At 70.2% G+C, this 20,931-nt stretch carries 24 protein-coding genes and 1 other RNA gene; 6 read left to right on the top strand and 19 right to left on the bottom strand.

Translation table 11 applies throughout. The features are described 5' to 3' along the window. The first annotated feature begins 12 nt into the window (after positions 1-12). The 4 genes from AAD528_RS04240 (at position 13) to ssrA (ending at position 3,111) form a co-directional block, all read left to right on the top strand. Positions 13-852 (top strand): alpha/beta hydrolase, encoded by an 840-nt coding sequence (locus AAD528_RS04240; RefSeq protein ID WP_345750809.1) that lies wholly within the window; start codon positions 13-15, stop codon positions 850-852. A gap of 16 nt (positions 853-868) precedes the next feature. Next, the gene (locus tag AAD528_RS04235) at positions 869-1,648 is read left to right on the top strand and encodes an MBL fold metallo-hydrolase (RefSeq protein WP_345750808.1); all 780 of its coding nucleotides are present in this window, start codon (positions 869-871) and stop codon (positions 1,646-1,648) included. 39 nt (positions 1,649-1,687) lie between these two features. Further along, complete coding sequence (locus tag AAD528_RS04230; RefSeq protein ID WP_345750807.1) at positions 1,688-2,563, top strand: alpha/beta fold hydrolase; 876 nt, start codon at positions 1,688-1,690, stop codon at positions 2,561-2,563. A 178-nt stretch (positions 2,564-2,741) separates the two neighbouring features. Then, positions 2,742-3,111, top strand: a transfer-messenger RNA (tmRNA) gene (ssrA, locus tag AAD528_RS04225). Positions 3,112-3,206: 95 nt separating this feature from the next. Here ssrA and AAD528_RS04220 read toward each other — a convergent pair. Further along, positions 3,207-4,130: a diacylglycerol/lipid kinase family protein gene (locus AAD528_RS04220; RefSeq protein ID WP_345750806.1), complete on the bottom strand. Its 924-nt coding sequence runs from the start codon at positions 4,128-4,130 to the stop codon at positions 3,207-3,209. Positions 4,131-4,207: 77 nt separating this feature from the next. Then, complete coding sequence (locus AAD528_RS04215) at positions 4,208-4,369, bottom strand: hypothetical protein (protein WP_345750805.1); 162 nt, start codon at positions 4,367-4,369, stop codon at positions 4,208-4,210. A gap of 122 nt (positions 4,370-4,491) precedes the next feature. Here AAD528_RS04215 and AAD528_RS04210 point away from each other — a divergent pair, with 122 nt between their 5' ends. After that, positions 4,492-4,785, top strand: a complete 294-nt coding sequence (locus AAD528_RS04210) for a DUF7882 family protein (RefSeq protein WP_345750804.1) — start codon at positions 4,492-4,494, stop codon at positions 4,783-4,785. 8 nt (positions 4,786-4,793) lie between these two features. On the opposite strand, the gene AAD528_RS04205 is transcribed toward AAD528_RS04210, so the two are convergent. The 17 genes from AAD528_RS04205 to AAD528_RS04125 form a co-directional block, all read right to left on the bottom strand. Next, a complete protein-coding gene (locus tag AAD528_RS04205) occupies positions 4,794-5,867 on the bottom strand; it encodes a YihY/virulence factor BrkB family protein (protein ID WP_345750803.1) in 1,074 nt (357 codons plus the stop codon). A gap of 142 nt (positions 5,868-6,009) precedes the next feature. Further along, complete coding sequence (locus AAD528_RS04200; RefSeq protein ID WP_345750802.1) at positions 6,010-6,585, bottom strand: DUF3618 domain-containing protein; 576 nt, start codon at positions 6,583-6,585, stop codon at positions 6,010-6,012. After that, entirely contained in the window at positions 6,582-7,001 is a 420-nt protein-coding gene (locus tag AAD528_RS04195; RefSeq protein ID WP_345750801.1) for a phage holin family protein, read from the bottom strand. The genes AAD528_RS04200 and AAD528_RS04195 overlap by 4 nt, the downstream gene beginning before the upstream one ends. Continuing rightward, entirely contained in the window at positions 6,991-7,893 is a 903-nt protein-coding gene (locus AAD528_RS04190; protein WP_345750800.1) for a F0F1 ATP synthase subunit B family protein, read from the bottom strand. The genes AAD528_RS04195 and AAD528_RS04190 overlap by 11 nt, the downstream gene beginning before the upstream one ends. 185 nt (positions 7,894-8,078) lie before the next feature. Next, on the bottom strand, positions 8,079-8,270 hold the full coding sequence (locus AAD528_RS04185) for a hypothetical protein (RefSeq protein WP_345750799.1): 192 nt from the start codon (positions 8,268-8,270) through the stop codon (positions 8,079-8,081). A gap of 83 nt (positions 8,271-8,353) precedes the next feature. Beyond that, positions 8,354-8,908, bottom strand: a complete 555-nt coding sequence (locus AAD528_RS04180; RefSeq protein WP_345750798.1) for a hypothetical protein — start codon at positions 8,906-8,908, stop codon at positions 8,354-8,356. Then, complete coding sequence (locus AAD528_RS04175; RefSeq protein ID WP_345750797.1) at positions 8,905-9,732, bottom strand: inositol monophosphatase family protein; 828 nt, start codon at positions 9,730-9,732, stop codon at positions 8,905-8,907. Before AAD528_RS04175 ends, AAD528_RS04180 begins: the two co-directional genes overlap by 4 nt. 67 nt (positions 9,733-9,799) lie before the next feature. After that, on the bottom strand, positions 9,800-10,498 hold the full coding sequence (locus tag AAD528_RS04170) for a hypothetical protein (protein ID WP_345750796.1): 699 nt from the start codon (positions 10,496-10,498) through the stop codon (positions 9,800-9,802). Further along, on the bottom strand, positions 10,495-11,877 hold the full coding sequence (locus tag AAD528_RS04165) for a hypothetical protein (protein WP_345750795.1): 1,383 nt from the start codon (positions 11,875-11,877) through the stop codon (positions 10,495-10,497). Before AAD528_RS04165 ends, AAD528_RS04170 begins: the two co-directional genes overlap by 4 nt. Next, a complete protein-coding gene (gene pilM, locus AAD528_RS04160; RefSeq protein WP_345750794.1) occupies positions 11,874-12,878 on the bottom strand; it encodes a type IV pilus biogenesis protein PilM in 1,005 nt (334 codons plus the stop codon). The genes AAD528_RS04165 and pilM overlap by 4 nt, the downstream gene beginning before the upstream one ends. Positions 12,879-12,897: 19 nt before the next feature. Beyond that, complete coding sequence (locus AAD528_RS04155) at positions 12,898-13,725, bottom strand: prepilin peptidase (RefSeq protein ID WP_345751249.1); 828 nt, start codon at positions 13,723-13,725, stop codon at positions 12,898-12,900. Then, positions 13,722-15,311 (bottom strand): hypothetical protein, encoded by a 1,590-nt coding sequence (locus AAD528_RS04150; RefSeq protein WP_345750793.1) that lies wholly within the window; start codon positions 15,309-15,311, stop codon positions 13,722-13,724. The genes AAD528_RS04155 and AAD528_RS04150 overlap by 4 nt, the downstream gene beginning before the upstream one ends. A 5-nt stretch (positions 15,312-15,316) precedes the next feature. Further along, positions 15,317-15,865, bottom strand: a complete 549-nt coding sequence (locus AAD528_RS04145; RefSeq protein WP_345750792.1) for a PulJ/GspJ family protein — start codon at positions 15,863-15,865, stop codon at positions 15,317-15,319. Beyond that, a complete protein-coding gene (locus tag AAD528_RS04140) occupies positions 15,866-16,315 on the bottom strand; it encodes a type IV pilus modification PilV family protein (RefSeq protein WP_345750791.1) in 450 nt (149 codons plus the stop codon). It abuts the gene before it with no gap. 80 nt (positions 16,316-16,395) lie between these two features. Beyond that, entirely contained in the window at positions 16,396-16,851 is a 456-nt protein-coding gene (locus tag AAD528_RS04135; protein WP_345750790.1) for a type IV pilin protein, read from the bottom strand. 147 nt (positions 16,852-16,998) lie between these two features. After that, the gene (locus tag AAD528_RS04130; RefSeq protein ID WP_510995855.1) at positions 16,999-18,228 is read right to left on the bottom strand and encodes a type II secretion system F family protein; all 1,230 of its coding nucleotides are present in this window, start codon (positions 18,226-18,228) and stop codon (positions 16,999-17,001) included. Beyond that, the gene (locus AAD528_RS04125) at positions 18,225-19,409 is read right to left on the bottom strand and encodes a type IV pilus twitching motility protein PilT (RefSeq protein WP_345750788.1); all 1,185 of its coding nucleotides are present in this window, start codon (positions 19,407-19,409) and stop codon (positions 18,225-18,227) included. Before AAD528_RS04125 ends, AAD528_RS04130 begins: the two co-directional genes overlap by 4 nt. Positions 19,410-19,625: 216 nt before the next feature. On the opposite strand from AAD528_RS04125, the gene AAD528_RS04120 reads away from it, so the two are divergent. Continuing rightward, complete coding sequence (locus AAD528_RS04120) at positions 19,626-20,930, top strand: HNH endonuclease signature motif containing protein (protein ID WP_345750787.1); 1,305 nt, start codon at positions 19,626-19,628, stop codon at positions 20,928-20,930. Position 20,931: the final 1 nt, after the last annotated feature.

Raw genomic sequence — 20,931 nt, 5'->3', positions numbered from 1 at the left:
GAGGACCCCATCATGGACGACGCACCCCCCACCAAACCCCCGATCGTGCTGGTGCACGGCCTGTGGATGACCCCGTCGAGCTGGGACACCTGGGCGAACCGGTACCGCGCGCAGGGCCACGAGGTCATCGTGCCCGGCTGGCCCGGCATCGACGACCGCACGCCGCAGCAGGTGCGGCGCGATCCCAAGCCGCTCGAGAACCGCGGCATCGTCGAGATCGTCGACGCGTACGACCGGATCATCCGCGCCCTCCCGCAGCAGCCGATCCTGATGGGCCACTCCTTCGGCGGCATCTTCATCCAGATGCTGCTCGACCGCGGGCTCGCGATCGCCGGCGTGGGCGTCGAGCCCGGCCAGCCGGCCGGCGTGCTCGCGCTGCCGTTCTCGACGCTGCGCACCGGCCTGCCGATCCTGTCCAATCCGTTCCGGATGCGGAAGGCGAACCCGTTCAGCAAGGCCCACTTCCACTACACGTTCGGCAACGACCTGACCCGAGCCGAGTCCGACCGCGAGTGGGAGAAGAGCGCCGTGCACTCGGTGAACCGCGTGTTCTTCGAGGGAGTGCTGTCGCTGCCGAAGGAGCGGACCGGGATCACCCGGGTCGACTTCGCCAAGCCCGACCGCGCCCCGCTGCTGCTGATCTCGGGCGGGATCGACCACGTCGCCCCGCCGGCGATCCAGAAGGCCACGCTGAAGAAGTACGCGAAGGGGCCGGCGCTCGTGGAGCGCGTCGAGTTCCCGGGACGGACGCACCGGATCGTGAGCCAGGACGGCTGGGAGGAAGTCGCCGACTACGCCCTCGGGTGGGCGCTCGAACACGCGCAGCTGCCGCGCGCCAACCCCGCGCTGTGACGCGGGCGGACCCGTCATGCTGGTCACCCGCATCGGCGGGCCCACGGTGCTCGTCGAACTGGAGTCCTGGCGGATCCTGATCGATCCCACGTTCGATCCGCCGGGGCGCCGGTACGCGTTCGCGCTGGGGACGTCGTCGGTCAAGACCGCGGGCCCGGCGCTCACGCCCGACGAGATCGGGCCCGTCGATCTCGTGCTGGTCAGCCACGACCACCACGCGGACAACCTGGACGCACGCGGCCGGTCGATGCTGTCCTCGGCCGGTCGCGTGCTCACCACTGCGAGCGGCGCCCGCCGCCTGAGCCTGCCCCACGCGAGCGGGCTGCGAACGGGGGAGAGCACGCTGCTGGCCGGGGTGGGCAGGGCCGATCTCCAGGTCACGGCCACGCCCTGCCGCCACGGGCCGCCGCTCAGCCGGCCCCTGGTCGGGGACGTGATCGGCTTCGCGATCCGGGTCGCCGGGCGCCCCGACGTGGCGCTGTGGGTGTCCGGCGACACCGTGCTGACCCCCGCGCTGCACCGGCTCGTGCAGGTGCTGACCGTGGACGTTGCGATCGTGAACGCGGGCGGCGTGCAGTTCGGTCTCACGGGTCCGTTCCGGTACACGATGACCGGATCGGATGCCGTCCGGCTGATCGGCGAGCTGCGGCCGCGCGTCGCGATCCCCGCGCATTACGACGGCTGGAGTCACTTCCGCGACGGACCCGACGGCATGCGCGCCGCCGTCCGGGACGCGCCCGCCGACGTGCGCGATCTCATCCGCTGGCTCCCCGACGGCGTGCCCGTCGAGGTCTGAACGTCACTCCCTCCTCACCCCCTCCCGAAAGGACCCCCCATGATCCGCCGACACCGCGGTCTCGTCGCCCTCGCGACGGCCGCCGCCCTCGGTCTGTCCGCCCTGGTGGGCATCGCGGCCCCCGCGACGGCCGCCGACCAGCGCGCCGCGAGCGATCGCGTCACCGCGCAGCCCGCCGCCGAGCTCGGCCGCCACGGGCCCGGCCACAGCAAGCCGAAGCCGACCGTCGTGCTCGTGCACGGCGCGTTCGCGGACGCCAGCGGCTGGTCGAAGGTGGCGGCCGCCCTCCAGGCCGAGGGCTATCCGGTCCTCGCGTTCGCCAACCCGCTGCGCGGCCCCGCCTTCGACGGGGAGTACCTGCGCCAGTTCCTCGCGACCATCACGGGGCCGATCGTGCTCGTCGGGCACTCGTACGGCGGCGCCGTGATCACGAACGGCGCGACCGGGAGCCCGAACGTGAAGTCGCTCGTGTACATCGCCGCGTACGCGCCCGACCAGGGCGAGACGGTGGCCGCGTCGAGCGAGCTCGGCGGCGGACACTCGACCGTGACGGAGCACCTCGTCGTCCGGCCGTTCCCCGGTGCGGGCGAGGGCGACGCCGATGCGTACATCGACCCGGCCGTGTTCCCCGAGCTGTTCGCGCAGGACGTGCCCAAGCAGCTCGCGAAGACGATGGCCGCCTCGCAGCGGCCCGCCGCGTTCGCCGCGCTCGTGACGCCCTCCGGCATCCCCGCGTGGGAGACGATCCCGAGCTGGTACATGGTCGCGAAGAACGACCGGATCATCCCGCCCGAGGCCGAGCGCTTCATGGCCGAGCGCGCGGGTGCCACGACGGTGGAGGTCCGCACCTCGCACGTGCCGATGATCAGCGCATCCGGCGCGGTCGTGTCGCTCATCAGGGCCGCGGCCCGCTGATCCGCCATCCCGGCCCGGCTCGCGACGCGAAGGCGGCACGGGCCGGCCGGGAATGGCGCCGATCGCCGATCCGTTGTAGTCTGTGATGCTCGGTGTTCGTCACCGGGATCGCCCGGGTCTCCGGATCGGGCTGGCAACTCCACAGTGCGACAACGCCTCCTTCACGCGGAGGATTCACGGGGCTGATCGGTTTCGACAGTGCTTGCGAATCTGCGAGAAGCGGGCCGAGGATGCGGGGTTATCTCGTTAACGCTCCCTGCAAACCAATAAGTGCCAACTCCAAGCGCACTGACTTCGCTCTCGCTGCGTAAGCGAGCCCGATAGTCCGTCAGACCGTGGTCGATCCCGACACGGATCCTGGCGTCATCTAGGGATCTTGCTGCGTGACGGTGTCGGGACGTCACGCGGGACTCTTCCTCGACTGGGCCCGTCGACTTAGGTGTCTGTGACAAAGGTCGGGGCCGAGCAGAACGCTCTCACAGACTGCGCCCGGAGAATCCCCAGAGACTCAGCGCTGGACGGGGGTTCGATTCCCCCCAGCTCCACGGACGTTGTCGCACTGAAGGCCCTGGGTCCCTTGCTCGGCAAGGGACCCAGGGCCTCCGTCGTCTCCGCGGACCGGCGTGGGCGCGCCGTCTGGGGTTCACACCCGCGGCACGCGGACGTGGAGCGCGCCGGGATGGACGCTCACGGTGACCCCGAGCACGGTCCCGAAGCTGTCCCCGTCCAGCTCGATGCTCTCCGGCCGGTCGAACCGTGCTGTCAGCGTCGCGGCCTGCACATAGGGGAGCACGTGCAGGTCGGCGGTGGCGCGCAGGACCGCCCGCCCCCGCCGCGTCCGATGCAGCAGCCCGCCGATCCCCAGCCGGGTTCCGACGCGGAGCCACTGCCAGAACCCCCTGGGGCGGAAGAGCACGACATCGAGCAGTCCGTCGTCGACCACCGCCGCGGGCAGCAGCACCATGCCCCCGGTGAGTGTGCCGCAGTTGCCGACGATCACGGTGTGCGCGTGCACCGAGCGCTCCCGGTCGCCGTCCACCCGGTAGCGCATCAGGAATCGCTCGCCGCGAAGCACCGACCGGCTGATGGGCTCGACGTAGGCGAGCCAGCCCACGCGCTTCTTCAAGGCGCTGCTCGTGTCGCTCGCCATGCGCGCGTCCAGCCCGACACCGGTCATGACGAGGAACACCCGCGTCTGGGAGTGCCCGTCCGGATGGTCGAGCCGGATCCTCCCGACGTCGATCGCACGAGTCGCTCCCGTGCTGAACGCGTCGCGCACGGCGAGTTCGGTATCGCCGACGAGGCCGAGGTTGCGGGCCAGGAGATTGCCGGTGCCGCCGGGCACGAGGGCCACCGGCACCGCGCTGGGGTGGATCTCGTCCACGACCGAGCGGATCGTGCCGTCACCGCCGGCGATCAGCACGAGCGCCGGCTGATGGTCCCTCACAGCGCGGGCCACCCGGCCGTCCGATCGAACGGCCGTCTCCACCCAGATGGACGGCAGCCATCCGCTCCGCTCCTCCTCGGCCGTCACGGCGCTTCGCAGGCTCGCCAGGTCGATGCTCACCGGATTGACGACGATCACCGCGCGCGGCGGGGCGATGGCTCGACGCGGCCTCGCGTCGTCGGCCGGATCCTCCGCCGTCAAGACCGACCGCGGCTCCGCTGACGGAGGATCCCGAAGATCACCGTCCCCACGAACAGAACGATTCCGATGATGCCGAGCCAGAGCAGCCCCTTGAGGGCGAACCCGACGATGGCCAGGACGAGCCAGACCACGAGCAGGATCACGAGCACAGTCCACATGCGCTCACCGTACGCCCGTTCGCCGCCGGCCGAGGGATCGAGCGCGAATCCACCATGCGACCTGGACGCCGTACCGGGCCATTTCGGGCCCGCGATCGCACGGGGCGGCATAGATTGGCCCCATGGGCAGACTCACGTACGACGGATTCGACACCCCGGTGCTCGTGGACGATGTGGAGCTCGCCCACCTCAAGATGGTGATCACCGCCAAGCTGCGGCGTCACGAGAGCTTCGCGCTGTCGTGGAAGCACCGCGACGGCACCGGCCGCAGCACGGTGTGGCTGAACCCCGCGATCAAGATGCGCTTCGACTTCGACGCGCCGGAGCCGCCGGAGCTCGACCCGCAGCGGATCGCGAAGCTCGCCGAGGAGGCCGCGTTCGGCGGCATCACCTTCTCGGGTGTCGACGCCGCCTGATCCGCCGGTCAGCGCCCTTCGTCGCCGTTGCTCGCGGCGGCCCGCTCGCGGATCGCGCGCGCCTCGGCGATCTCCTTCTCCTCGCGCTCGGCCTTCTTGTCGATCTTCTTCGTGTCGCGCGGCGGCAGCTGGATGCGCTCCTCGGCCTCCAGCCCGCCCTGCAGCTGGCGTCCGCGCTCGAGCTCCGCGTCGAACTCCGCGCCGAACAGCAGCGCGAGGTTGGCGATCCACACCCACAGCAGGAAGATGATCACGCCGGCCAGCGAGCCGTACGTGCGGTCGTAGTTGGAGAAGTTCGCGACGTAGATCCCGAAGCCGAGCGAGGCGATCCCGAGCACGACGATCGCGATGATCGCGCCCGTGCTGACCCAGCGGAACTTCGGCTGCTTCGCGTTGGGCGTGAAGTAGTAGAGCACGGCCACGAAGAACACGACGATGAACGCCAGAATCGGCCATCGCGCGATCTGCCAGATGATCAGACCGATCTCGCCGATGCCGAGCGCCTGGCCGACGGCCTCCGCCACCGGTCCCGAGATCACCAGCAGGACCAGCGCGACGACGACCAATACGATCGCGAGCAGGGTCACCGCGAGCTGGGCGGGCTTGAGCTTCCAGATCGGCCGCCCCTCGTCGATCTCCCACACCCGGTTCATCGCGCGGCTGAAGGCGCCCACGTAGCCGGATGCCGTCCAGATCGCCAGGACGATACCGCTGATGAGGGCGAACCCGGCGGCCTGCGACGAGGCGAGGTCCTCGATCGGCCCCTGCAGCCCTTCGGCCGCGTCGGGCGCGACCTGCGTGACGATGTCGAGCACCGCCGTGGCGGCCTCCTTGCCCTGGCCGACCACGCCGAGCAGTGAGAACACCGCGATCAGCGCGGGGAACAGCGACAGCACGTAGTAGTAGGTCAGGCCGGCCGCGATGTCCTGGCACTGATCGTCGCCGAACTCGCGGACGGTCTTCTTCAGCACGTACTTCCACGACGGCTTCTCGATCTCGCCGAGCGAGTCGGGCTTGGCCGGATCCTCCGGATCCGGTGCCGTCTTCTGATCGGACACGGAGTGGTCGGTGGCGGGGCTCATCTTCCTATGCAACCCGAACCGGCCGCGCGGCGCCTCCGGCTTGACGGGGCGCCGCGCGCGTGGCATGGCGCGCCGCAGCGGCGGCGCGGGCAGCGAGGAGGGGGCGGCCGGAACCACCCAGCCGCCCCCTCTCGGACGCGGATCAGCCGCCGCTGACGTTGCCGCGCGCCTCGTCCGCGCGGTCGCGCACAGTGCCCGCGGCGTCCTGTGCGTCGTCCCGCACGTTCGACGCGGCATCCGTGGCCGTGTCCTTCACGGCGGTCGCCGCATCCTGCACCGGCTCCTTCAGGTCCTCGCCGACCTGCTGGGCGACCTGCTTCGCCTCGTCCACGAGCGGCTGCGCCTGCTCCTTGACGTCGTCGGCGAGCTCCTTCTCCTTCGCGGAGGCGGGGATCAGCGACGAGACGAGCAGGCCCGCGGCGAAGGCCATGACGCCCACGGCCAGCGGGTTGCCCTCCGCCTTGGCGGCCACGCGGTGGGTGGCATCCGAGACGCCGTCCTTGACGGACGAGCCGGCGCCGTGCAGCGAGGATCCGGCGTCGTCCGCGCTGCCCATTATCCGGTCGCGGACCGATCCGAACGCTCCCTTGATCCTGTCGGTCTGGCGGTGCGCGATCTTCGAGGGCGTCACCTTGTCGACCAGCGCGTCGGCGTCGTAGCTGAGTTCCCGGCGAGTGCGCTCGATCTCGGCGCGGATCGCCTCCGGTGAATCGGTCATCGGTTCTCCTCATTTCTCTTCAGGGCGTCCGGGATCTTCCCGAGCGACTCCACGGTGCGCGGAGCCCCCTTCACTTCCTTGATCTGGTTGCGGCCCACGAAGAACAGGACCGCCGCGATCACCGCCCACAGGAGGGCGACGATCACGGCCGACCAGCCGAGGTTGTCGATCAGGTCGCCGATGCCCCACCACAGGGCGACGGACAGGAAGAACACGGCCATCAGAGCGGCGTATCCCGCGCCGCCCATCATGCCCGCCCCCTTGCCGGCCTTGGAGGCGGACTCCTTCAGCTCGGCCTTGGCCAGCGCGATCTCCTGGCGCATCAGCACCGAGAGATCCTGTGTCACCTCGCCCAGCAGATCGCCGAGCGACGTGCTCGCCGCCTTCTGCTCGGACGGCGTCGGGTCATCGACCATCGTGGGCCTCCCCGGGGGCGGTGAATCCGGGCTCGGCGGCCGGGTTGGCGGCGCGCGACTCGTCGTACATCGGCGTCGGCTCCGACTCCGCGCCGGCGGTCGGGTAGGCCGCGGGGTCGTAGCCCTCGGTGGGGTACTCCGACGTCGCGTCGCCGTACCCGCCGCTCGAGGTCGCGGCCACACCCGCGGCCCCGGCTCCGTACGCGGCGCCCGCGCCCGTCTGGTCCACCGCCGTGGACATGCCCGCCGGGCTCGGCGTGCCGGATCCGAACGCACCCCGGGCGCCCTCGCCGCCGGGCGTCGGGTTCGCGGCGCCGGTGCCGGAGTCGTGCTCGTCCTTGGCGTTCTCGGCCAGCGCGCGCGTCAGGCGTCCCGCGGCGAGGCCCGCGACGAGCGCGCCGGCGATGAACACGCCGGGCTTGCGGCGCGCGAACGACTTCACCTCGTTCAGCAGCGAGCCCGGATCGCGCTGCGACAGCCACGAGGACGCGTCGCTCAGGCGCGTGGACGCCTGCTGCACGAACTCCGTGGCCATGCCGGGGTTCTCCGACCCGCGCGCCATCGACTGCAGCTCGTCGCCGATCGACCGCAGCCCCTCGGCGACGCGCTGCTGCTGGGTCGCGGCCTGATCCGTCAGCTCGCGGCGCGTCTGCGCGTAGACGTGCTTGGCCTGCGACTTGGCCTCGTGTGCGACGTTCGAGGCCTCCTGCTTCGCCGTGTCGACGACGTGACCGGCCTCTTGCTTCGCGGTGTCCTTCACCTCGGCGGCCTCGTGCTTCGCGGCCTCCGCGGTGCCGGAGCCGCCGGCGTCGGGCGGCGATCCGTAGCTCGTGGTCTCCGATCCGTGGCCCGTCGTCTCGGACGGCGGCACCGCCCCATAGTTCTGCGACATCGGTCTTCCTCTCCCTCACCGCTCGTGGTCTTGGGAGGACCATGTAACGCGGCGCGAGAGGATCACGCTTGTGGCTTGACCCCGTCCGAGAACCGTGCCATTAGTGCGCGAAGCGATTCAGGCGTGCATGCGGGCGTGACCTCGGTGGAACGGGTTGCTCCCCAGCTGAACCCGCCCCTCCGAGGTCACGCGACCACCCACGCACCGTGGGTGATCCGGCGACGGATGACCGTGCCTCCGATCTCCGTGGCCAGCCGCGCGGCCTCCTGCCGCGACAGCGGCCCGAGGGCGTTGCCGACCGCGCCGGGACGACGCACCGCATACTCGAACCAGGCGTATTCGACGCTGAAGGGGCTATCAACGTCGACGTCGCTCATCCCCGGATCCTTTCGCCCTCGCTGAAGGGAGAGAGCATCGATCCGGCGATCCGATACATCCGAATGGACCGGATCCGGATGCGTCAGCGTCGCGTGACGAGGGCGACGCTCTGCTTGGTGTCGGCGAGCACGACGAAGCCGTCCCCGAACGCGTAGGTCATGCCCTCGACGCCCTCGAACGGGTCGCTGAGGTAGATCAGACCCTCGCCCTCGGAGCGGGTCCAGCCCTGCTCGGCGAGGAACGCGGTCCACTTCTTCTGGCCCGCCGCGTCGAGCGGCGCCCAGCCGAACAGCTGCACGCCGTGGTCGGTCGCGACCTCGGGGTTGCCCCACGTGCACATGATGCCGTCGGGGATGGTCGTCGTCGCGGGGTCGCCGAAGGCGAACGGCTCCTCCATCGCCTGTAGGCCGTACTCCTCGAAGTCGGCCACGAGGGTCGCGGGCACGATCGTCTCGCAGGTCGGCTCGGCATCCGGCGCGGCCGGCTCGCCCGTGGCCTGGGTCGCGGGCGCGCTCGGTCCGCCCTGGGGCGCGTCGGGCGCGCAGGCCGAGAGCGCGAGCATCGCCGTCGTGGCGACGGCCAGCGCCGCCGCCTGGCGGAGGTGCCGCAGGATCGCCGCGCGACGCGCGCGGGTCATGACGTCCCCGGCGCGTGCAGGACCTCGAGGATCGCGTCGTGCAGGATGCCGTTGGTCGCGACCGCGGAGCCGGCGGCGATCGTGGGCTCGCCCTCGAACGAGGAGAACCGGCCGCCGGCCGCGGTCACGATCGCGGCGGCCGCGGCGAGGTCGTACTCCTTGACGTCGAACTCGCCGACCATCTCGAGGCGCCCCTCCGCGAGCAGCATGTACGACCAGACGTCGCCGTAGGCGCGGTCGCGCCACACGCCGCGGGTCAGCGCGACGAGCGCGCCGAGGTGACCGGCTCGATCCCATTGCGCGATGCTCTGGAAGCTGACGCTCGCGTCGTCGAGCGTCGCGACATCCGACACCCGGATCGGGCGCGCCTCGCCGTCGTCGGCGCTTGTCCAGGCGCCGAGGCCCTCGGCGCCCCACCAGCGGCGGCCGAGCGCGGGGGAGCTCACGACGCCGAGGCGCATCCCGCCGTCGATCTCGAGGCCGATCATCGTGCCCCACACGGGCACGCCGCGCAGGAAGTTCGCGGTGCCGTCGATCGGATCGATGATCCAGCGCCGCGACGTGGGGGCGTCGGATCCGTACTCCTCGCCGAGCACGCCGTCATCGGGGCGGTGCTGCGCGAGCAGCGCGCGCACCGCGCGCTCGGCGGCGAGGTCGGCGTCGGTCACGTGGGTGCGGTCGGCCTTGCGCGACACGTCCAGGTCGGCGGCGTCGAAGCGCGGCAGGGTCTGCGCGTCGGCGGCGTCGGCCAGCCGCAGCGCCAGCTGCAGGTCGGCGTCGAGATCGCCGTGGGGAAGGGGAGTGGCCGTGGCCGGGGAAGTCACCGTCTCAGGATACCGGCGCCGGATCGTGGGTCCCGATCGTCCGAAGTGCGCGCGCCTCTGCCGAGTCCTACTCCGGCAGAGCCCACACGAACCCGTCGAGCAGCGCCGTCGCCTCGACTCCCAGCACGTCGCCGGCGTCCTCTTCGGACGCCAGCGACACCTTGGTCACGAGTGTGTACCGGTCGGCGTTCTGCACCGCGTCGACGAACTGCTGCACGCCGGCGCCCGGTCCGGTCACGCCGACCTGCACCGGGATGGACAGCAGCCCGCCCGGTGCCGCCGTGGTCGCCGCGCCGGTGGCCGGATCCGCGGGCGCTGCGGTGTCGGTCGGCGCCGGGTCCGTCGCGGCAGGGTCCGTCGGCTCCGCCGCGGGATCGGATGCGCCAGGATCCGCGGGGGCGGGCGCTTCACCCGCCGGGGTGCCGATGGGGGCCGCGTCGCCGAACGTGACGCGGTCGATCGCTACGCCCGAGACGCGGGCGAGCTCGTAGATCTCGTCGAGGTACGCATCGTACGCGCCGTCGGTGGGGATCGCGCGGTGCAGCTCGTTCAGGCGGGCGCGGTGCTGCTCGAGTTCGTCGCGGGTCTGCCCGAGCTGGGTGAGCCGCGTCTCCAGCACGCTGTTGTCGGCCTCGATGCGCACGCGCTCCATGTTCGCGGCTGCGGCCGCGGTGAGCAGAGGGCTGATGCCGATGGCGAACCCGCCGCCGATGACTGCGAGGCAGAGGATCGTCGCGATGATGTAGGTCAGGCGTACCCGGTTCACTGTCCCTCCTCCTCGGCGGTCGCGTCGTCCTCGGGGGCGGGCGCGTTGCGCAACCGCTCCGCGCCGATGTCGAAGGTCATCTCGACCGTATATCCGGGTTCGTCCTCGAGCACCTGCGTCACGCGCGGCGCGACGAACACCACGCCGCCGATCTGCTCCACAGCGCGGACCCACGTGCTGACGTCGGGCACGCGCGGGGTGAGCGCCGTGAATGTGACGGTCGCGACGCGATCCCCGGGCTCGAGTACGTCCGTGGGCGCGGCGAGCGGCGTGCTCGGGTTGGAGGCGTCGATCGTGAGGGCCGTGATGCGCGCCTGCGCCGGCAGGCTCGCGCGGAGATCGGCGAGTGTGGGAGTCCACAGGATGTCTGTCGCACCCGCCTGGGCGAGCGCCTGCTCGGCCGCCGCGATGCCTCCCTGCACCGCATTGACCTCGACGAACTCCGACTGCATGGCGAGCAGCTCGTCGGTGCGCGCCTGCGCGGCATCGCGCGCGTCGGTGCTGGTGCGGGCGAGCCATGTGGTCGCGAGGACGCCGGCGAGCAGCACGAGCATGCCGCACAGGATGATGATCAGCGCGCGACCGCGGGCTCGACGCCAGGCGCGCGCGTCCTTCAGCTCGGGCGGCAGCAGGTCGACCTTCGGCACGCCGCCGATGGCCAGCTGATCCGGCCGCTGCTGCGGGGCCTTCGGTGGCTTCAGAGCCGGGGCGCCCTTCGGTGCCTTCGGCCGCTTGCCTGCCTTCTCGGGCTTGGGGGTCCTCTCGGGCTTCGCCTTCGGGGCCTTCGTCGGCTTCGGCACCCGGCCGGGCTTGGGCGCCTTGCCCGGGGCCGCAACAGGCGGAGCGGCGGGCTCGGTGATGGGAGCGTCGAGGCTCGTCGGCGCCTCGAACGGTGCCGCCGGCGGGGTCGACGACTCCGCGGGTGCCATCCAGTCGGGCACGCGCTGGTCCTCGTGCGGTTGTTGAGCTGTCAGCCACGCGGCCCGGGTCTCGGCGGGCGCATCGAAGGCGGGCGTCGTCGGCGCCCCGTAGGCCGAGGGTGCGTAGCCCGCCATCGCGGGCTGAGCGTAGCCAGACGCGGGCTGGGCGTCGGCGGGCGTGTACGGGGGTGCGGGGGCCGCCGGCGGCGCGTACGAGGGAACGCCCGTCACCGCGTCCCGCGGGGCTTCGGCAGCAGGCGATCCAGCGATCGGCGACTCGCCGGTGTCTCCGCCGACCAGCCGAGCGCGACGCATCCGGCGGTTCTCGACCGGCTGCATGTCGATGTCGCCCGACACGATCGGGATCGACTCGGTGCTGGTCGAGCGGGCCGACACGGGCGCCGTCTCGGGGCGGGGCGTGTCGACGGGGTACGAGATCCGGGACTCGTCGGGGCTCATGATGCAGCTCCCAGGGCCAGGCCGATCGCGACGCCCGGCGATCCGTATGCGAGCGCCTGCGGATCCACCTTCTTGCCCACCCTCACGCCGTGCAGCGGATCGGCGGGGGTCACCATGCGGCGGATGCGAGACTGCAACTGGTCCTGCAGGGACGGGATGCCGGCCGACCGTCCGGCGAGCAGGATGTGCTGCAGGTCGCCGTTCTCGTGCGTGTTGGCGTAATAGTCGAGCGTGTTCGCGATCGCGTTCACCAGGGGGGACGCGGCGTCGAGCAATGCCTCGCGGTCGGGTCCGGGGCTGTGCAGCATGTCGGCCGCGGCGTCCTCGTCGACGCCGAGCACGGTCGCGAGCTGCCGGACGACCTCGTCGCCGCCGCTCGGGATGATGCGCAGGAACTGCGGGATGCCCTCGACCGCGATCAGCACGTTCGTGCTCGAGGAGCCGATCTCCACGAGGCCGACGGTGCCGCGGGCGTTCTCGCCACGCAGGTGGGTGCGGGCGAGGGCGAAGGGGACGAGGTCGACGGACTCGGGATGCAGCTTCGCCCGGCGGACCGTGCGCACGTTGTCGTCGACGGCGTCCCGCGCGGCGGCGACGAGCAGGCCGCGCACGCGGCCCGGCTGATCCGGGGTGCGCGCGATCGGGTAGAAGTCCATGAGCGCCTCCTCCGTCGGGAACGGCAGAAGCTCCTCCGCGTACATCGGCAGGGCCGAGCGCACCTGGTCCAGCCGTCCGTCCTCCACGACCAGCGGACGCGCGATCACGCGGTGGCTGCCGATGCCCAGCGCCACCGCGCGGGTGGAGAACTTCGCACCCTGCCAGAGGCGCTTGAGCGCGTCGGCCACGGTGTTCGGCTCGACCACCTCGCCGTTCTCCACGGCGCCGGGAGGCAAGCGCACCTCGCCGTAGCGCTCGATGCGGGGCTGTGCGGTGCCGAGGCCCGAGACCTCCGCGGCGCGCACCGACTCGCTGTCGAAGTCGAGTCCGATCATTCTCGCCATGCCGCGCCTCCTTCCGTTCCTACGACAACCCGAACAACCCGAGGTATGCGTCCGCAAGGGGGTTGCCGAACACGATGCCGACCCATCCGCCCGCGATCATCCACGGTCCGAACGGGATGCCGCCGCGCCGCCCGATCCGCCGGACCAGGATGAGCGCGAGTCCGACGAGCGCTCCGAGCGCGAAAGCGGCGATGAAGCCGACCGCGAGGGCGCCCCAGCCGATCCAGCCGAGGAAGAGGCCGAGGGCGACGGCGAGCTTCACGTCACCCATGCCCATGCCCCCCGGCTTCACGACGGCGATGGCGAGGTAGACGGCGCCCATGGCGACGGCGCCGATGAGGGAACGCAGCGCGGCGGCGCCCTCGCCCCCCGTGATCGCCGCCGCGCTGAGCAGGATCGCACCGGTCGCCGCCAGCGGGTACACCAGTGCGTTGGGGAGTCGGTGCAGGTCGAGGTCGATGGCTGCGAGGACCACGCCGAAACCGGCGAGCGCGAGGAAGGCGACCAGCTCGAGGCCGGCCGACCATGCCGCTGCGGGACTCGCCGCGGTGACGAGGGCGGGGCCCATCATCACCGCGACGAGCACGAACAGCGCGCCGGTGATCCCTTCGACGATCGGGTAACGCGAAGAGATCGGCACGCCGCAGTCGCGGCACCTCCCCCGTAGGAACAGCCACGACAGCACGGGGATGTTGTCGTACGCCCGGATGGCGTGCCCGCACTTCGGGCACGCGCTCGCGGGCGCGACAACGGACTCGCCGCGCGGTACCCGCCACGCGACGACGTTCAGGAAGGAGCCGATGGCGAGGCCGAGGGCTCCGGATCCGGTGGCGACGAGCGGGATCATGGGATCCACTTCTCGGACTTCTCGGTGGTGTTCGTGTAGGACGTGAGCGTTCGCGACGAACCGCCCGTCACGGGCTGGCCGGTCGTGAGGTTGTAGCCCGGCAGACCGGACGGACCGTAGGTGAGCGTCGCGCCGCCGGTGATGTCCACCTGTCCGGCGAAGATCTGGCCGCGGAGCGAGAGGCCCGACGCGATGACGACCTTGCAGGGGGAGTAGATCATCATGGTCGCGTTCGTGATCGTGAACGCGCCGCCGATCGCGAACGACTGGCTCGCGCAGTCCGGGACCTTGTTGGCCGTGGCGTCCTGGTTGATCAGCCAGATGCGCGCACCGTTCGTGCCGGCGAATCCGCCGCTGCCGCCGAGTTCGAACTGCTTAGCGTAGATCGCGAGATCGGCGGGGACGGAGAGCTTCTGGTAGTCGGATACCGTGATCTTGCCGAGGCAGGCGCGGGCGTCGAGGAGACCCGGATTCCCGCCCAGCGATTCGATCGCGGTCTTCAGCGCGTTGTAGTCGCAGTTGCCCGACATCACGACGGGGGTGAAACTCTTCCAGAGGGCGGTGTCGTACTTCAGGTCGATCCATTCGGCCACGACCGGCACGTCGGGGGCCTTCGGAGAGCCGACGACCGAGGTGACGGTCTGGCCCCCGTCGACCGTGCCCGAGCCCTTGCCCATGATCGTCTTCGCGTAGAGGTGGCCGCGGAAATCGACGTTGTCCGGGTTCAGGGTCGCGGTGCCGTTGATCCACCCGTTGCCGATGATGGTGCCGCCCTTGTACGTCAGGTTGCGCGCCGAGGTCACGTTGCCCTTGAGCGTTGCGCCCCAGTCGATCGTGGTGTCGACGCGCGACCACGTGCTGCCGCCGACCGTGCCGCCGCCGAGCGTGATGTTCTCGGCGATCAGGTTGCCGCCCAGCGTGGGGTTGCCCGTCATGTTGGCGTTCTTCGACGCCCACACGTCGCCCGACACGTTGCAAGACCCCTCGGCGGTGAAGTTGCCGTTGTTGATCACCCAGTCGGCCTGGCCGCCGCTGTCGCCGTCGCAGATCACGTCGCCGTCGCGCACGTGGACGCTCGGCTCGAGGCCGTTCTCGGCGACGAGCTTGCCCGAGCCGCCCATGCCCTGCGAGCTGTACGCGAACACCGCCGCGCCGCTGGGCTGCAGCCAGGCCGCTTGCGCCGTCAGTCGGGCCTCGACACTACGACGGACGCCGCTGCGCGCCGTGTAGTCCTCGGGGCTCGAGTAGCCCGTGGAGACGATGCGGACCTCGTCGGCGTCGGCAGGACAGCCGACCGAGGTGCTGGTCGGCGCCACCTTCAGGATGACCGTGCGGTAGTACGGCGGCGCGGTGGACCCGCTCTGGAAGACGCCGCCCTTTGCGGCGCACGTGCCCTGAGCGAGTGCGGTCTGCGCGACGGCGACGCCGGCCTCGGCCGCGAAGTCGGCCGAGGTCGTGTCGCGGGTTTCGTCGGTGCGGTTCAGTGAGGTGATCGTCGTGGTGGAGACGGCGACCGCGATGACGATCGTGACCATGACGATGCCGACGACGGCGACGAGTGCGGAGCCGTGGTCCGTGCGATGCATGAGCTTCAGACGACGCATGGATTCACTCCCGTGGCCGGTGTCCGAGGCGTGGAGAGCGTGTCGATCAGAGTCGGCTGGTTGGCGGTAGCAACGGTGAACCGCACGGCGACCCCATCGTCGGACTGGATGAAGATCCGAGCGTCCCCTGCTGCAGGAGTGACGCCGGACCCTATATGAATCCAGCCGGCGGGTTCCGCGACGGTGGGACGACCAATCTTGGAGGTCGACAAGCGTACGAAGACGTCACCACTGCTGGCCGCGTACCACCCGTGACACTGGCCTGCAACGGTGGCCGCGACGAAGAAGCGACCATCGGTCGAGACGGTCACGTGGCTCGCATTGCGGACCGAAGAGTTGATCGTCCGAGCGATTGTCTGTCCCTCTCGAGACGCGTCAGCGGATTCCATCACCAAGTTGGACCCACGGAACGAGTTCGACAGCAGTCCGAAGCCGGCGGCAAGGATGAAGCCGAGCAGCACGATGTAGATCAGCAACTCCACGAGCGTGAAGCCGCTGTCATCTCCCAGAGCGGGGACGGCGTCGGGCGGGGACATTCACGGTCCTTTGATGCGGACGATAGCTCCGGCCGAGGTATAGGTGCTGGCGCCGACCGCGGCCGGAGCGGAGGCGCTGGTTGCGGTTACCTGGAGGGTCACGGTTCCGCCGGTGGCACAGAGCAAACTGCCGTCAGGATTGGTGCTCGCCGAGCCCATGGCGCGATGAACGTAGATCGTCACGCCGCGAGAGTCTTCAAGCGTCGAAGGAGTTTCTTGCAGCCACTGCTTGACCTCCGTGCACGTGAACTCGTGCGCGGAAATGGGAGATAACTGTTCGTTGACGACTTGAGTGGCAGTGGTAACGGTCGTGTTCGCTGTCGCCGCTTGCAGCCCAGTTACGAGGAGTGGCAGAAATGCCACCGCGATGAGAGCGAGAAGGAACATGGAGACTAGCGCTTCAACGAGTCCGAATCCGCGCTCATCACCAAGAGAATCAATCGCTCTCATAACGTCAGCGCACTATTGCATGTCGGTCAGTGCCGGCGTGTCCCTTCTAGGAATCACCGGCACTGACCGACGTGGCAGTGCTACTTCGTGACGACCGCTGACTTGTTGGTGCCACCGAGGTTGGCGACGGGCTTCTTGTCGTCGTCGTTCCACTCAGCCTTGAAGGTGGTGTCCTCGACGGTCGTCGCGGCAGTCGCGCCAGGCGTGATGGTCACGATGATGTCGGCCGTCGTGTTCGACGTCTCGATCGCCGTGACGGCGGTCTCCGACAGTGCCTTGCCGCTGTTCTCGAAGACCTTGGACATGTACTCGGACTTCGCGTTGGTCACCGCGGCCTTGACCGACTCAGAGCGCGCAGAGTCCACCGAGCTGAGGTACACAGGGATGGCCACAGCGGCGAGCACGCCGATGATGAGGACGACGACGAGCAACTCGATGAGCGAGAAGCCGCGGTCGTTGTTGTTCTTGAGTTCCGTGCGACGACGAACCAGCGCGTCAATGGCGCTGTTCATCGCCCGGGGGGTGGCGACGGACATAGGGGGAGCTCCTGTTCAGGACAATCTTGACTGTGTGAGACACCGGCCTACCTTCGGGCATCTTCCAGAGCAGCAGTGACGAAGCCTTACCAGTGGCGGAGATAGCTGGGGGAGGTTCTCTGCGCCGTCATACCGGTAAGTCGGTCGTCAACCCGTCTGCTGGATCTGGTCGAATACTCCGAAGATCGGCAGGTAAAGGGAAAGTATCATGCCGCCGACGATAATTCCAACAAGCACTACCATCAGCGGTTCAATCATCGCAGTAAGACGCGCCGCGGTCTGCTGAACCTCCCGGTCAGTGAAATCCGCGACCTTCTTGAGCATCGAGTCGAGCGCTCCGGTGTCCTCGCCGACAGCCACCATCTGGCTCACGAGGGGAGGGAAAACCGGTTCAGCGACGATGAGCCCGGCAATCGACCGCCCCCGCCGCACGCCCTCGGAGATCCGGCCGACGGCCTCCTCCACGATGGCGCTGCCGGCGGTCTGCTTCACGATCGCGAGGGCCTGCAGGATGGGCACGCCGGCGCTCAGCGTGGTCGACAGGGTTCGGGTGAACCGGGCGATCGCGACTTTGCGGAAGAAGGGGCCCAGCACGGGCACCTTGTTGCGCGCCCGATCGATCGCGATGCGCACCTGCGGCTGGTGCCCGTATCGGCGGAACCAGATGATCCCCCCGAAGATCAGGACGACCAGGAGAGGGCCCAGCCAGACCATGTTCTGCGACAGCACCACGAGGATCATCGTGGGAAGAGGCAGTTCGCCGCCCAGGTCGTCGAACATCTTCTGGAACACGGGAACGATGAAGATCAGCATCGCGATGACGGCGAGCACCGCGACGCACAGCACGATCACCGGGTAGGTGAGCGCTGCCTTCACCGTGTCTCGGATCTTCAGGTCCGCTTCGAAGCTGTCGGCGGCCGAGTTGAGCGACTCGGCCAGGAAGCCGCCCGCCTCACCCGCGCGCACGAGGTGCACGAGAAGGGGCGGGAACACGTCCGGGCGCTTCGCGAACCCCTCTGAGAGCGGGAGGCCCTTCTCGATGTCGCGCTGCACGGTGGTGAAGACGTCGCGCAGCCGCACGTTGTCCAACTGCCCCACGATGATCGACAGCCCGCGCACCAGCGTCAGACCGGCCTCGATCATGGTCGAGATCTGCCGGATCGCGATGGATACCTCGCGCAGGCCGATCTTCTTCTGGAACAGCGAGAAGTCCAGTTCGCGGGTCAGGAGGCTCGACTCGGAGATCTTCTCGGGGACGATCCCCATCTCGCGCACGCGCGCCATCGCGGCGGCCTGGCTGGGGGCATCCACGGTCCCGCGCCGGCGCTTGCCGGTGGTGTCGCGTCCGACGTAGTCGAACGCCTGGGCGGTGCTCATTGCCGGCGGCTGCGACGCGAGAACATGTCGCCGTAGTCGGGCTCGCCGGTGGCGGAGCCGCCCGAAGTCGAGCGGCGGGCCAGCTGGCGGAAGCCGTCCTTGTCCTGGGCGCGCTCCTCGGCGGCCTCGTAGCTGATCCGGCCCTGGTCGACGAGATCGGCGAGGTTCTGGTCGAGCGTGTGCATGCCGTGAATGGAGCCGGCCTGCAGCACGCCCGGGATCTGGTGCATCTGCTCCTCGCGGATCAGATTCGCCACCGCCGGCGTCATCACGAGCACCTCTGTCGCGGCCACACGGCCCTTGCCCGTGACATCCGGCACCAGCGTCTGACAGACCACGCCGCGCAGCGTCGCGGCGAGCTGGGTGCGGATCTGCGTCTGCTGGTGCGGCGGGAACACGTCGATGATGCGGTCGATCGTCGACGGCGCGCTCTGGGTGTGCAGCGTGCCGAACACGAGGTGACCGGTCTCGGCGGCGGTGAGGGCGACCGAGATCGTCTCGAGGTCTCGCATCTCGCCGATCAGGATCACGTCCGGATCCTGTCGCAACACCTGCCGCAGGGCGGTCTGGAACGACGCCGTGTCGTGTCCGACCTCGCGCTGGTTCACGATCGAGCGCCGGTGCGGATGCAGGAACTCGATCGGATCCTCGATCGTCATGATGTGATCCGCGCGCGTCCGGTTGATCTGGTCGATCAGCGCGGCGAGCGTCGTCGACTTGCCCGATCCGGTCGGGCCGGTCACCAGGACCAGGCCACGGGGCATCTCGGCGAACCGCGAGATCGCGCGGGGCATGCCGAGCTCGGCGAGCGACTTGATGTTCGTCGGGATGAAGCGGAACACCGCGCCGGTCGTACCGCGCTGCTGGTAGATGTTCGCGCGGAAGCGCGCACCGGGCGACAGCGGGTATGCGAAGTCGAGCTCGTGCGACGAGTCGAACTGAGCGAGCTGCTCGGGGGACAGCAGCGAGGTGACCTCGCGTCGCACGTCGTCGGCCGTCCACACGGGCGCGCCGTCGATCGGGCGGAGGGATCCGTGAAGTCGCATCATCGGCGGCACCCCGGCCGTGATGTGCAGATCGGATCCTCCGTCGGCGACAACCCGGTGCAGGGCATCGACGACGGTGAATGGCGAGGAGTAGTGGCGTCCGATCGGGGGCTCGGACGCGAAGGCTGAGTCCACGAGGACACTGTATCGGCGTGTCGCGCCAGCGCCACGCACCCCGCAACTCAGCGGGAGCCGGGCCGGTCGTCAGGTGGGCCCTGGGGGAGCTCTCAGCGGCGTCGCTCTGTCGTCCACAGGGGCGCTCTGGATCGGGTTGTCCACAGTTCGGGTTCTACCCCCGGATCAGCGGTTTCCCGGCCGTCGAATGTCGGTGGCCCGGAGGAGAATCGGGGCATGACAGCGCAGGCGTACTGCCCGGATCCGTGGACTCCCACGGCCGGCGAGAGCGCCCGCACGTCCGCCCTGGTGGAGCAGTACCTCGCCGACGAGGCGGTCATCGCCCAGGCCCGCGCCCGACAGGCGGCCACCCTGGTCGCCCTTACGCAGATCGCCGTCGCACAGGGCCAGCGGAGCGGGTCGGAGTCCGAGTACGACTTCGCCACGCGTTCCATGGCCGCCGAGCTCGCAGCCGCCGCCCGGGTCCCGGACGGCACGATCCGGGTCCGGATGGGCGACGCGGTGACCCTCGTGACCGGGTTCCCGGCGACGTTCGCGGCGTTGCAGGAGGGGCGGATCAGCGACCCCCACGCCCGGGTGATCGTCGCCGCGGGTGAGCGGCTGGACGACGACTCCCGCATCGAATACGACGGGATCGTGGTGCCGCGGGCGGAGGGCATGACGGTGGGGCAGCTGCGGTCGTTTGCGAGGGCGGTGGCGGAGCGGATCGACCCGGTGCCGTTGACGGTGCGGCAGGCGGAGGTCATGGCCCACCGTGGCGTGTGGATCGCCCCGCTGCAGGACGGGATGGCGGAGATCCGGGCGGTGCTGCCCGCGTTCGCCGGGTACGCCATCCACGACCGGCTCACCCAGATCGCCACGAAGCTGAAGGCCGTCGCCCGTGCCGCCGGCACCGGCGACACCCGGACGCTCGATCAGATCCGCGCCGACCTACTGGCCGATCTCACCCTCACCGGCACCCCCGCCGCCGGGGACGGCCTGGGCGCGATCGGCGCCACCATCCAGGTCACCATCCCCGTGGACACCATCACCGGGATCGGGGACGATGCGGCGTTCCTGGCCGGGTATGGGCCGATCGATGCGGACACGGCCCGCCGCCTCGCCGGCAACGCCTCCACGTGGGTCCGGGTCTGGCAGCACCGCGACACCGGCGCCCTGTTGACGGTGGACTCGTACGCGCCCACGGCGGCGCAGCGGAGGTTCCTGACCGCGAGGGACGAGCACTGCCGCTTCCCCGGCTGCCGGCAACCCGCCCGCCGCTGCGACACCGACCACACCGTGCCGCACTCCCACGACGGGCCCACGACAGTGACGAACCTCGCCCACCTGTGCCAAGCGCACCACCGCCTGAAGCATCACTCGCCCTGGCGGATGCGGCAGGGCCCCGACGGCGAGATCGAATGGACCTCCCCGACCGGCCGCACCTACGCCCACAAGCCCACGCCCGTGGTTCGGTTCGAGGCTGAAGCCGCGGTCGTCATGCCGGACCTGCACCTCTGCGCGGACCCACCACCGTTCTGAC

The sequence above is a fragment of the Microbacterium rhizophilum genome, from assembly GCF_039605615.1.
GTDB classification, from domain to species: Bacteria; Actinomycetota; Actinomycetes; order Actinomycetales; family Microbacteriaceae; genus Microbacterium; species Microbacterium rhizophilus.
This window is presented reverse-complemented; position numbering and strand designations above follow the sequence as displayed.